Consider the following 11,993-nt stretch of genomic DNA (forward strand, 5'->3'; position numbering starts at 1 on the left):
ATTGGGGAAGTGAGGTTACAGTATTCTGTTTGAAAGGGATTATATCACGCTTGCCACTGTTGTTCAAACAGTATTTTGATCATTCGTTAAAAAGGCTCAGGACTGTGAATTACAGATCCATCTTTCGGAGTTTGGCGATGATCTCCCGGGCCAATTTGTCGCCGATGCCCAACTGCCGGAAATCCTCTACCGTGGCCTCTCTCATCTTTTTGAGCGAGCCAAAATGCTGGAACAGGAGCTTGCGCCGCTTTTCCCCAATTCCCGGAATCTCGTCCAGCTGGGAGGTGAGCAGCGTCTTGGTGCGCGACTGCCTGTGGAACGTGATGGCAAAGCGGTGTACCTCATCCTGCACGCGCTGAAGCAGATAAAACTCGTAGCTGTCCCGCTTTAGTTCGACCGGCTCGGGCGGGTTTCCATAGAGCAGCTGCGCCGTCTTGTGTTTGTCGTCCTTGGCCAGCCCGCAGACGGGAATATACAGGCCCAGCTCATTTTCCAGCACATCCATGGCCGCGCTGATCTGGCCCTTGCCGCCGTCGATGACGATCAGATCGGGCAGCGGCTGGTTTTCCTTGAGCAGGCGGGTGTAGCGGCGGCGGATGACTTCCCGCATGGAGCCGTAGTCATCAGGGCCTTCGACCGTTTTGATCTTGAATTTGCGGTACTCTTTTTTGTCCGGCCGCCCATCCGTGAAGACCACCATGGCTGACACCGGCTCCGCGCCCTGGATGTTGGAGTTGTCAAAGGCTTCGATCCGATGCGGCGTGCCGATGCCGAGAATATGTCCCAGGTTGTGTACAGCCTGGATTGTCCGGGCATCGTCTTTGGACATCAACGCGAATTTCTCCTCCAGGGAAATCCGCGCATTTTCACAGGCCATCTGCACCAGCTCGCGCTTTTTCCCCCGCTTTGGCGCATGCACCTTGATCCCCAGCCACTCCGACAGAAGCTCCGGATCGCTCTCTTCGGGGAGCAGGATCTCACGCGGCAGCACATTTTGCTTGTCGTAATAGAACTGGCTCACGTACGACATAAAGTCTTCTTTCTCGCCGCCGTAATAGGGAAAAGAGGTCGTGTCGCGCTCGATCATTTTTCCCTGCCGCATATAGAAGACCTGCACGCACATCCAGCCCTTTTCCGCGGAAAAGCCGATGATGTCCCGGTCCACCGTGTCTGCCAGCGTGATCTTTTGCTTTTCCATGACGGCTTCGATGCTGCGAATCTGGTCGCGGTACTCCTTGGCCCGCTCGAATTCCATCTGCTCGGCCGCCTGCTCCATTTTCGCGGTCAGCTGTTTTTTCATCTCTTCGTGGCCGCCGTCGAGAAAACGGGCGATCTCCTCGACCAACCGCTGATTTTCCTCTGCATCCACGTCATATACGCACGGCGCCAAGCACTGGCCGAGGTGGTAATAGAGGCAGACCTGCTTGGGCATCGTTTTGCATTTGCGCAGCGGATACAGGCGATCCAGCAGTTTTTTCACCTCGGAAGCCGCTCCCGCATTCGGATACGGGCCGAAATAACGCGCTTTGTCCTTCAGCACTTTGCGCGTGATCTCCAGCCGCGGATGCGCTTCGTTGGTGATCTTGATATACGGATAGGTTTTGTCGTCCATCAATCTGACGTTGTAGCGGGGATTATGCTTCTTGATCAGATTGCACTCCAGAATCAGCGCTTCGATCGGCGATGCGACGACGATGTATTCAAAATCGGCAATCTCGCTGACCAAAAGCTGCGTCTTGCCGTCATGACTTCCAGTGAAATAGGAGCGCACGCGGTTTTTCAGCACCTTGGCCTTGCCCACGTATATGATGTCGCCCTCTTTGTTCTTCATCAGGTAGCAGCCTGGTTTTTCCGGCAGGACGGCTAGCTTGTCTTTCAAGGAGCTTTGCACGGCTGCTCCCTCCTTCTGTATCGTTAAAAATTACCTGCCGCCGTACGGCATGAGCGGCTGTTCCAGGGAATACAGCTCATCCTCCAAAGCGCTCATCCGCTCCAGCATCAGCTTGCGGCAATCGTCCACCGCTTGATTGTACACGACGGGTCCGAGCGTTTTCAAAAAAAAGTCCAGCATCTGCTCGGCTGCCAGATGCCCCAGCTCTTCGCCCCGCTCTTCTTGGAAGTATTGCTGTATCTGGCTGATGATGTACTCCCTTTGCTCCCGTGGAAATTTTCTCATTTTCATCTGCCTAACCCCTCTCCGATTGTCCGTATTGGGATGTCCTCTCTTTTCTTTCCCGGCACAGACGACGGTGACTGGATCTTTCGTGAAACAGGTGTACCGAGCACTCTTCGCTTCTCGCTGCGGGTTCTCGCAGCCTGGAATCGTTCACCGAGAATGTACGTTCTATTCTTCATGTTACCATGTTTTTGCGGAAAACTCGACGGAATCTGTCGCCAGTGCGTACGGGGAACGGGACGAGACGTCTGGAATTTTCGAGGAGAGCGTGTTTACGTAGACGCAGCGAAAAGAAAAAGCAGCACCCGCTCGTGATGAAAGCGAATGCTGCTTTTGACCTGCAATATGAAGTAGCGAGCCTATCCTTACAGATGTTTGCCCACAGTACCCATGAGCGCTTCCTTCGGTTGGAAGCCGATCACTTTGTCCACAGGCTGGCCATCTTTGAACACGATCAGGGTCGGGATGGACATGACGCCAAAACGACCTGCGGATTCCGGATTGTCATCGACGTTTACTTTGACGATTTTGAGCTTGCTGCCCACTTCGCTGTCGATTTGCTCCAGCACAGGTGCGATCATTTTGCAAGGGCCGCACCAAGGAGCCCAGAAGTCAACCAGGACAGTACCGCCTTGTTCTACTTCCTGGGAAAATGTCTGATCCGTTGCATTCACGATTGCCATGGAATATAACCTCCTTAAATTCGGTACGGAAAAAGGTTCCACACGCCAATCAGTATACCATCCTCCGCATAAAATGACTACGCCGGGCGACACTTTCTGACATGTCAAAGTATATTGTGTCCGAAGTTCCATTTCCTACGCTTTTTTTCCGGGAAGGCGCGAGAAAACCATAACTGCCAGGCAAAAGAGAGCCGCGGATGAGGCATAAAAATACAGCCTTGCCGACGTAAAAGCAAGGCTGTTCGTTATCATGCCGGTTCGCCCGTACGTAGCCAGGGCACACTCTATGGGCCCGGTCGGCGTATCTTGGCAAATGTGCTTGCGTTATACCAGCACCTTTTTAAATTCAGCAGTGAGGAGCGGAACGACTTCAAACAGATCTCCGACGATGCCGTAGTCCGCGACCTGGAAGATCGGCGCTTCCGGATCTTTGTTGATGGCGACGATCACTTTGGAGTTGGACATGCCGGCCAGGTGCTGGATCGCGCCGGAGATGCCGCACGCGATGTACAGGTCAGGCGTGACCACTTTGCCGGTTTGGCCGATCTGCATGGAGTAATCGCAATAGTCGGCGTCGCATGCTCCGCGCGATGCGCCAACGGCCGCGCCCAGCACGTCCGCCAGCTCATTCAGCGGCTGGAAGCCCTCGGCGCTCTTCACGCCGCGTCCACCCGCGATGATCACCTTGGCCTCGGACAAGTCTACCTTGCCGCTGGTTTTGCGGACCACTTCGCGGACGATCGAGCGAAGATCCTTGATCTCTGCCTCGAACGGAACCACTGTCGCCGTTTTACCTGCATCTGCTTCGCCGGCAGCGATGTTGTTCGGACGAATCGTGATCATCAGCTTGCCTTCTTCAAACCGGCGCTTTTGGAACGCCTTGCCTGCGTAGATCGGACGCACGAAGACCGGTCCTGCTTCGATCCCGGTGACATCCGAGATGAGGCCCAGCCCCAGGCGGGCGGCTACACGCGGCGCCACATCGCGGCCGATTGCCGTATGGCCCAGCACGACGGCATCCGGATTGGCGAATTCGATCAGTTGTTTCAGAGCCTGCGCATACGCATCCGGCGTGTACTGCGCCAGATCCGCATGGTCAGCCACATAGACGGTGCCCGCTCCATGCTGACCGAGCACAGCGGCGTGCTGCGCGGTATCCGGTCCCAGCAGGGCAGCCACGACTTCTCCGCCTTCCGCCAAAGTCCCTGCTGCAGCGAGCGCTTCCAGAGAGACGTTGCGCAATTGTCCGTCACGTACTTCTGCAATTACCAGCACTTTTTTCATGTTCTTCTCTCCCTCTCGCTTAGATTACCTTCGCTTCATTGCGCAGCAATTGGACCAGTTCGGAAACTTGAGCAGGGATCTCTCCGGAAAGGATGCGGCCTGCTTCTTTTTTCGGCGGAAGCGTCTGGTCCACCACCACCGTTTTCGGAGCCGCCTCTGCGGCAGAGATGCCCAAATCGTCTGCCGACAGGCGATCCAGCGGCTTTTTCTTCGCCTTCATGATCCCGGGCAAAGAAGGGTAGCGCGGCTCGTTCAGCCCTTGCTGCGCCGTCACCAGCACAGGCAGGCTGGTTTCTACTACTTCCATATCCCCTTCGACGTCGCGCTCTACGCGAACCGACGTACCGTTTACCTCCAGTTTGACGGCTGTGGACACATGGTTGATCCCGAGCTCCTCGGCCAGGCGCGGACCGCCCTGACCTGCGCCGGAGTCGACTGCCATCTGTCCGCCGAGGATGATGTCAAAGCCCACTTTTTTCGCCACGGCAGCCAGCACCTTGGCCGTCGTGTACTCATCGCCGAACAGCGACTCGTCATCGACCAAAATGGCTTTGTCCGCCCCCATCGCCAGGGCAGTGCGCAGCTCTTTCTCGACGCGATCCGGACCGATGGAGATCACCGTCACCTCGCCGCCATGCTCTTCCTTCAGCTTGATGGCTTCCTCGATCGCATACTCGTCGTATGGGTTGATGATGAATTCAACGCCGTCCTCCTGGATTTTGCCGTCCTGGATGACGATTTTTTCTTCTGTATCAAAGGTGGACTTCATGACAACCAGAATATTCACAAGAATACCTCCTCATCGTGACTAGGGAGCCTTGCCAGGCACTCCGTATTAGCGGTCCGAGAATTCCGGCTTCCGTTTTTCCAAAAAGGCGGAAACCCCTTCTTTCATGTCTTCTGTAGCGAATGCCTGCCCAAACAGCTTCGCCTCCTGCTCAAGTCCGGCAGTGAGGCCGTCAATGACTCCCGTGTGGATCGCTTCGAGGGCGAGTCGCAAGGTAGCGGCGCTCTTCTGCGATATCGCGAGGGCCAGTTCCTTTGCTTTGTCCACCAGCTGGTCGAGCGGATAGACCGCTTCCACCAGACCGAGGCGCAGCGCTTCTTCCCCGCCGATCATCTCGGAGGTCAGGATCATCTGTGTCGCCCTCCCCCGACCGACCAGGCGCGGCAGTCGCTGTGTGCCTCCATAGCCGGGAATCAGACCGAGATTCAGCTCAGGCAAGCCCAGCTTCGCCTCGGGAGCCGCCAGCCTGATGTGGCAGGACAGCGCGAGCTCCAGCCCGCCTCCGAGGCATGCGCCGTTGATCGCCGCGATAATCGGCTTTGGATAAGTCTCCAGGCGGTCGAATGTTTTCTGCCCGGCCCGCGCCATCGCCTCTGCGTCTTGCGGCTCGAGCTGGGTAAATTCCTTGATGTCCGCGCCGGCGATGAAAAAGCGGCCTTCTCCGGTGAGGACGATCACCTTTACCTGGGAGTCGTTCTCCAGCTCATCCAAAAGCGCGTTCAGTTCCTTCAAGGTCTCCTGGCTCAGAGCGTTGGCCGGTGGCCGGTTGATGCTGACGACCGCGATCCGATCTTCTCTTTGCACATTCCAATGAGAATACATGCTTCTCCCCCTCTACCTTTTCCCACGGAAGGGTTACTCATTTCTGAGCGAACGCTCAGTCTTGCTCTCTCCTCATTGTAACAAACGGACTCTATCAACAAAAGCGTTTTCTTTTCTTATTTGCCCATCAAACCGAATTGGAAGAGGTTATGAATGGGATCAACATGCGAAAGCAGGTCGTATTTGCATTGTTTCATGACCCAGGACGTGGTTACTTCATCCAGCGTGCCAAAAATCATTTTTCGCGCCAGCCTCACATCGATGTCAGGGCGGAAAACCCCGGCTTCGATGCCTTCTCTGAGCAGCTCTTCAATCAAATTGAAGTAGAGCTTCATCACGGCACCGATGCCCTCGCTGATTTCCGGATTGGACTGACGCAGTTCGATCTGCGTCACCTTTGCCAGCTCCGGATCGCGAGAAAGCTGACTCAGATGAGCGTGCACCAGGATGTACAATTTTTGCTCGATGGACGTCGCCTCTGCCAGGCGCCCTCGGCCTTGTTCGATAAAAGCCCCCATCTTCTCGTTGAAAAGCGAGATGAGGATGTCATCCTTGTTCTCAAAGTAGAGGTAGATGGTGCCGTCCGCTACCTTCGCCTCTTTTGCTATTCTCGATACCTGGGCGTTGTGATAGCCCTGCCGAGCAATGACGCGAACAGCCGCATCAATAATGGCTTGATACTTTTCCCCCGTTTTTTTCGCCATGTTACCCTCCACGTTGATCAGCAAGTTCTGTACTGAATGACCATTCATTCACAAACAGTTTATGACAGTTGCCTTGTCCTGTCAATCCCCGTTGGTGAGTTGCTCCAGCGCAAAGAAAAAGCCCTTCCAAAAAGGAGGGCCTCATCGTACTTTCAGCTCGTTTTTTCCTGTTCCTGATTGACTTCTTCTGTCTGCTCGCGCCGCGCTTTTTCCTCTTCCTGTAGCTGGCGGCGCAAGACTTTGCCGACCATCGTCTTTGGCAGTTCGGTGCGGACTTCGTAGAGACGCGGGATTTTATAGGCGGCCAGACGCTTGCGGCAATGCTCATCCAGGTCGCTCTGGCTGACCTCCTGTCCCTGCTTGAATACCACAAAGGCCTTCACGGTCTCGCCGCGATACGGGTCAGGGACGCCGATGACCGCCGCCTCCTGAATGGCTGGATGCTCAAAGAGAACCTCCTCCACTTCGCGCGGGTAGATGTTGAAGCCTCCGGCAATAATCATGTCCTTCTTGCGGTCCACAATGTAAAAATAGCCTTGTTCGTCCATGTACGCCATGTCGCCTGTCAACAGCCATCCATCGCGCAGGACGGCGGCCGTCTCCTCCGGCCGGTTCCAATAGCCCAGCATGACTTGCGGGCCGCGCACAGCCAGCTCGCCGATCTCCCCGTTCGGGAGTTCTTCGCCGGTCGCGGGATCCACGATTTTGCAGTCTGTATCCGGCCAGGGCAAACCAATGCTGCCGTTTATCCGCCTTCCCCAGATGGGGTTGGAGTGGGTTACCGGGGAAGCCTCGGTCAGTCCGTAGCCTTCCACCAGCTTGCCGCCGGTCAGCTCCTCGAACCGGTTTTGCACTTCCACAGGAAGAGGGGCAGAGCCGCTGACGCAAGCTTCTATCGATTTCAAATCGTATTTGGCGAGATCAGGATGATTGATCAGTCCGATGTACATCGTGGGAGCGCCGGGGAACAGGGTGGGCTTGGTCTTGTCGATGAGACCCAGGATCTCCTTGACGTTAAATTTGGGCACCAAAATCAGTTCCGCCGCGATCGAGATACCCTGATTCATGACCGTAGTCATGCCGTAGACGTGAAACAGAGGAAGCACGCCCAGTATCCGCTCCCTGCCGCGCTGGCATTTGTACAGGACCGCACGGCACTGCAGGGCATTGGCGATCAGATTCAGATGAGTCAGCATGACGCCCTTGGCTACGCCTGTCGTTCCGCCCGTATACTGCAGCAGAGCCAGATCGTTTTCGGGGTCGATATCGGGTTTGACCGGCGTGACAGCGCTTTCTTTTAAGACGGCAAGAAAAGCCTCCACATCGCTGCTGTAGACGACTTGCGGTTTCTGGCCTTGTTTCCATTGGACGAGGGGGTATAGCCAGCTTTTCACAAGCGGTAGAAAATCGCCAATACTCGTAATAATCAGACGTTTCAGAGGCGTGGAGGGTCTGACCTGCGTGACGCGCTTGTACAACAGATCGACTGTGATGATCGTTTCCGCACCGGAGTCGTTTAACTGGTGAATCAGCTCCCGCTCCGTATAGAGCGGATTGGTCATGACGACCGTAGCCCCGGCAAACAAGGCACCGTAATAGGAGATCACCGCCTGCGGACAGTTTGGCAGCATGATGGCCACCCGGTCTCCCTTTTTGATTCCTCGTCTGAGCAAGGCGTTGGCAAACTGGTAGGACATGGTCAACAGCTCACGGTAGGTGATTCGTTTCCCCATAAAATAGAGGGCGTGATGATCGGGAAACTCTGCCGCCGCTTCTTCCAGAAAATGCGTCAGCGGAACACGGGGGTATTCCAGTGACGGTGCAGTTTCGGGCGGGTAACTGGCAATCCAAGGCTTGGCAATAGACATGGACAATTCCTCCATTCCCATATTGACCTTACCTCTCCCGTACGATACACATTCATAACCTCTTCCACCTCCATTCTATTCGAAAGATAGTTAATTTTCCAACAAAAATTGCATTTTCTGTTCATATTTTCGAAAAGAATAACAGGAGATGCCTCCGGGTCGTCCCGGGCACATCTCCCCCTCGATCCATGACTCCTCCCTGCATTTACGGAGCCAGTTCCTTTCCTATCTCCTGTCTGACGCGTCCGCGCTCCTGCTCAGGGACCAGGTGATACCAGCCGAGCACATCGTGATGCCAGATCCTCTCGTCCGCCCCGGTGAGCGTGTCCGAGCGGATCGTATTGGGCGTGGGATCGCTGTAGGAGAGCAGGAGCGAGGCGATCTCTCTTTCGGTCAAATCCGTGCGGACGTGATCGCCCAGGATCTCCATCAGCGTAAAGGCCTTGGCAAACGCCTCTGCCGATGTCCCTTTTTCGGCCAATGCCTGAACGAGCTCCTGCTGCCGTTTAATCCGCTCGTAATCGCTGTCCTCCCGTCCGGTATCGCTCTTTCGGTAGCGGGCGTAATCCAGCGCCTGATCGCCGCTGAGCGTCTGCAGACCCGGCGAGAGATCGATATAGGTGTCGTCGCTTGTGTCTGTGTACTTCATCTTCTTTTTGACGTCGATCGGAACTCCTCCGAGCGCATCCACCACTTTGCGGAACCCGTCAAAATCGATCGTGAGGTAGCGGTCGATCCGGACATCGAGAAAGCCCTCCAGGGACTCCTTTACCAATTTGGGGCCCCCGTAGGCCATCGCGTGGTTCAGCTTGTCATGGCCATATCCCGGGATCTCCATGTACGTGTCCCTGGGGATCGACAGCAGGTAGACACGCTGTTTTTCCGGGTGGACGGCAGCCAGCATGATCGTATCCGAGCGGGCCCGTTCGCCGTCTCGACTGTCGATGCCCAGCACCAGCAGCGAAAAGGGCTGGAGCGGCTTGCTTCCGGCGAGCAGTTCCAGCGGCGCCGATCCGGATGCCGGCCGCAGGCTGGTGACGTCCGGCTTGGCATCTGTGGCTTCGAGTGGAGCGTACCACTCCCCGGTCATCTGTTTCACCTGATAAACGGTCATGCCGATGGATGCGATCGCAAATGTCACGAGGCAAAAAAGCGCATACCCGAGCAAGCGCTTTTTGTATGTACGGAAAAAAGAAAAGAGATTCATCGATGTCGCCCCCCTTGAGGTAAGAAAAAACCCCATCTTTGCCAGGCTCAGATGGGGACTTGCTTCTCATTTTTAACAGGGGGCGCCGCTTTTAAACCGGCATGGGCACTTTTCGCCTAGATCCGCTCGATAATCATGGCCATTCCCATACCGCCGCCGACACAGAGAGAGGCCAGCCCGTATCGCGATTGTCTGCGGTGCATCTCGTGCAGCATCGTGACGACGATGCGGCAGCCTGTCGACCCGACCGGATGGCCGAGCGCCACTCCGCTCCCGTTCACATTGGTGATCTCGCGCGGCAGTTCGAGCAGCTTTTCCACCGCCAGATACTGGGCGGCAAAGGCTTCATTCACTTCGATCAGATCGATGTCCGCTAGCGTAAGGCCTGCCTTGGCCAGGGCTTTTTTCACTGCCGGAACCGGCCCGTAGCCCATCAGATCAGGCTCGACGCCGGCCCAGGCGTAGGAGACGATTCTCCCCAGCGCCGTGTGCCCCGCTTCCTTCGCCTTGCGCTCGCTCATCAGGATCACGGCCGATGCGCCGTCATTGAGTCCCGAGGAATTGCCCGGCGTGACGGTTCCATTCCCGCGGAAGCCCGGCTTCAGCTTAGCCAGCGCTTCCAGCGTCACATCCCGCCTCGGATGCTCGTCGGTATCGACGAGGACGTCTCCGCCCCGCTTTTTTACCGACACCGGAATGATCTCTTCGCGGAAAAAGCCTTGGTCGATCGCCCGGATCGCATTCTGCTGGCTGCGCAGCGCGATTTCATCCTGCTCTTCCCGGGTGATGCCATAGCGGTCCACCAGGCGCTCCGCTGTCTCGCCCATCAGGATGCCGTGATGCGGATCGGTCAAAAGCTCCCACATGCTGTCGGTCATCTCTCCGTGTGTCAGCCTTTTTCCCCAGCGGGCATTTTTCAAGACGTAAGGGGCATTGCTCATGCTCTCCACCCCGCCCGCGATGACGACTTCCGATTCCCCCAGCATGATTTGCGCGGCCCCGCTGGCAATCGCCTGCATCCCGGATGCACATTGGCGCTGCACCGTAAAGCCGGTCACTTCTTTTCCCAGACCGGCATCCAGCGCAGCGACGCGCGCGATATTGGGTTCGTCCGAGCGCTGAATACAATTCCCCAGGATGACTTCATTGACTTGCGATGGGTCGAGGTTCGCCTTGCTGATGACACCCTTGATGACCGTCTCGGCCAATTTGCGAGCGCTTACATCTTTCAATGCACCGCCAAACGTACCGATCGGGGTACGCCCGGCACCTACAATCACTACCTGCTCCATTCGCTTTCTCCTCCTCAGGAAATGTCTATCTGGCTTCCCCACCATTTTGACACAAAGCTGTTACAAGTGTGATAAGTGTTGCAGTCAGGCCAAAACCTCGCCTCTTTCCATGTAGACTGTGACCCACTCGTCGCTCCTTTTTTCCGCAACCAGCGAAAAGCCGGCACGCTCGTAGGCGGCCACGACGTGATCGCGGTTCCACTCGACGATCCCGGAGAGAATCACCTGGCCTTCCCTGGCGAGATGTTTGTCTACGACGGGCAGCATCTCCACGTCTTCGTCTCCGCCGATATTGAGCAGGATCAGGTCTACCTCTGCGGGCAAGGCGGCCTGGACCGCGGGATCGGATGCGTCCCCGATCAAGATCCGGACATCCTCATCGGCGAGCTGGTTATTGGCTCCGTTCACGCGGATCTGGTAGTCGCTCTGCGGATTGATGTCTACGGCCCAGACCGGCTTCGCCGCTCCGTTTTTGACGCAGAACAGCGAGAGGATGCCCGAGCCCGCGCCGATATCCAGCACGCGCTTGCCGCGCGGCGTCCACTCCTGGAGCAGCTTCAAAATATCCTGTGTCGTCCCGTGGTAGCCGGTTCCGAAAGCGGCCCCCGGATCGATCCACAGCACATTGTCCGCCTGCTGCAACTCCTCGCTCATCGTCCAGGAGGGCGCGATCCACCAGTCTCCCACCCGGACCTCGCGAAATTCTTCCCGCCAGGAATCATGTTCTTCGGCTACCGCTTCCGCCTGGTCCACGCTCACGGCTTCGCCCCACGGGCCGATGTACGCCCGCAGCCTGGCTTCGTGCTCCTCCCGGCTGTCCTGTATCGGTTCAAACAGGTAGACGATGACCGGCCCCTCCGTATTTTCGGCGTAGTCGTATCCGTTTTCCGTGGTCAATATCTCGATCTGCGGCTCGACCCAGCCCAGCGTGTACGGCGATTCCAGCACCTCGCCGACGAATGTCTCTTCGATGTCGCGGTCTACCAGCAATGTATACTTTATCCATGTCCGTTCCATTCCCTGATAGCGATCTCCTTTATCTCTCGTTTTCTCTTGTCTCTGAAAATAGCCAGAAACAGGACTTTAATGATATGATACAATAATGGACTCATTTCCACTCTGGAGGTATCAAATGTTTGATGAATTTTTCTATCGCCGACGCAAAAACAA

11 protein-coding genes are annotated in these 11,993 nt (G+C 56.2%); all 11 read right to left on the reverse strand.

What is annotated here, in order from left to right:
- Window positions 1-109: 109 nt before the first annotated feature.
- The 11 genes from uvrC to JD108_RS16070 all read right to left on the reverse strand — a co-directional run bounded on the left by uvrC (window position 110) and on the right by JD108_RS16070 (window position 11,840).
- Entirely contained in the window at window positions 110-1,891 is a 1,782-nt protein-coding gene (uvrC, locus tag JD108_RS16020) for an excinuclease ABC subunit UvrC (protein ID WP_198827020.1), read from the reverse strand.
- A gap of 30 nt (window positions 1,892-1,921) precedes the next feature.
- A complete protein-coding gene (locus tag JD108_RS16025) occupies window positions 1,922-2,182 on the reverse strand; it encodes a DUF2164 domain-containing protein (RefSeq protein WP_198827021.1) in 261 nt (86 codons plus the stop codon).
- Window positions 2,183-2,541: 359 nt separating this feature from the next.
- Window positions 2,542-2,991, reverse strand: coding sequence for a thioredoxin (trxA, locus tag JD108_RS16030; RefSeq protein WP_267459280.1), 450 nt, complete (start codon window positions 2,989-2,991; stop codon window positions 2,542-2,544).
- 192 nt (window positions 2,992-3,183) lie between these two features.
- Window positions 3,184-4,143, reverse strand: a complete 960-nt coding sequence (locus JD108_RS16035; RefSeq protein WP_198827022.1) for an electron transfer flavoprotein subunit alpha/FixB family protein — start codon at window positions 4,141-4,143, stop codon at window positions 3,184-3,186.
- Between the two features lie 19 nt (window positions 4,144-4,162).
- Complete coding sequence (locus tag JD108_RS16040; protein ID WP_198827023.1) at window positions 4,163-4,930, reverse strand: electron transfer flavoprotein subunit beta/FixA family protein; 768 nt, start codon at window positions 4,928-4,930, stop codon at window positions 4,163-4,165.
- 48 nt (window positions 4,931-4,978) lie between these two features.
- On the reverse strand, window positions 4,979-5,752 hold the full coding sequence (locus JD108_RS16045) for an enoyl-CoA hydratase (protein WP_198827024.1): 774 nt from the start codon (window positions 5,750-5,752) through the stop codon (window positions 4,979-4,981).
- A gap of 116 nt (window positions 5,753-5,868) precedes the next feature.
- On the reverse strand, window positions 5,869-6,456 hold the full coding sequence (locus JD108_RS16050) for a fatty acid metabolism transcriptional regulator FadR (RefSeq protein WP_198827025.1): 588 nt from the start codon (window positions 6,454-6,456) through the stop codon (window positions 5,869-5,871).
- Between the two features lie 152 nt (window positions 6,457-6,608).
- Complete coding sequence (locus tag JD108_RS16055) at window positions 6,609-8,324, reverse strand: long-chain-fatty-acid--CoA ligase (RefSeq protein WP_198827026.1); 1,716 nt, start codon at window positions 8,322-8,324, stop codon at window positions 6,609-6,611.
- A 205-nt stretch (window positions 8,325-8,529) separates the two neighbouring features.
- On the reverse strand, window positions 8,530-9,531 hold the full coding sequence (locus tag JD108_RS16060; RefSeq protein ID WP_198827027.1) for an LCP family protein: 1,002 nt from the start codon (window positions 9,529-9,531) through the stop codon (window positions 8,530-8,532).
- A 116-nt stretch (window positions 9,532-9,647) separates the two neighbouring features.
- Window positions 9,648-10,823 (reverse strand): thiolase family protein, encoded by a 1,176-nt coding sequence (locus tag JD108_RS16065; RefSeq protein WP_198827028.1) that lies wholly within the window; start codon window positions 10,821-10,823, stop codon window positions 9,648-9,650.
- A gap of 84 nt (window positions 10,824-10,907) precedes the next feature.
- Window positions 10,908-11,840 (reverse strand): 50S ribosomal protein L11 methyltransferase, encoded by a 933-nt coding sequence (locus JD108_RS16070; RefSeq protein WP_198827029.1) that lies wholly within the window; start codon window positions 11,838-11,840, stop codon window positions 10,908-10,910.
- Between the last annotated feature and the right edge of the window lie 153 nt (window positions 11,841-11,993).

Origin of the sequence: Brevibacillus composti (genome assembly GCF_016406105.1) — a bacterium.
GTDB classification, from domain to species: domain Bacteria; phylum Bacillota; class Bacilli; order Brevibacillales; family Brevibacillaceae; genus Brevibacillus; species Brevibacillus composti.

What these genes read in the sequence shown, in the direction of transcription:
- JD108_RS16025 (WP_198827021.1), bottom strand. Translation starts at nt 2,182, where the DNA reads ATGAAAATGAGAAAATTTCCACGGGAGCAAAGGGAGTACATCATCAGC.
- trxA (WP_267459280.1), bottom strand. Translation starts at nt 2,991, where the DNA reads ATGGAACTTCGGACACAATATACTTTGACATGTCAGAAAGTGTCGCCC.
- JD108_RS16035 (WP_198827022.1), bottom strand. Translation starts at nt 4,143, where the DNA reads ATGAAAAAAGTGCTGGTAATTGCAGAAGTACGTGACGGACAATTGCGC.
- JD108_RS16045 (WP_198827024.1), bottom strand. Translation starts at nt 5,752, where the DNA reads ATGTATTCTCATTGGAATGTGCAAAGAGAAGATCGGATCGCGGTCGTC.
- JD108_RS16050 (WP_198827025.1), bottom strand. Translation starts at nt 6,456, where the DNA reads ATGGCGAAAAAAACGGGGGAAAAGTATCAAGCCATTATTGATGCGGCT.
- JD108_RS16055 (WP_198827026.1), bottom strand. Translation starts at nt 8,324, where the DNA reads ATGTCTATTGCCAAGCCTTGGATTGCCAGTTACCCGCCCGAAACTGCA.
- JD108_RS16060 (WP_198827027.1), bottom strand. Translation starts at nt 9,531, where the DNA reads ATGAATCTCTTTTCTTTTTTCCGTACATACAAAAAGCGCTTGCTCGGG.
- JD108_RS16065 (WP_198827028.1), bottom strand. Translation starts at nt 10,823, where the DNA reads ATGGAGCAGGTAGTGATTGTAGGTGCCGGGCGTACCCCGATCGGTACG.
- JD108_RS16070 (WP_198827029.1), bottom strand. Translation starts at nt 11,840, where the DNA reads ATGGAACGGACATGGATAAAGTATACATTGCTGGTAGACCGCGACATC.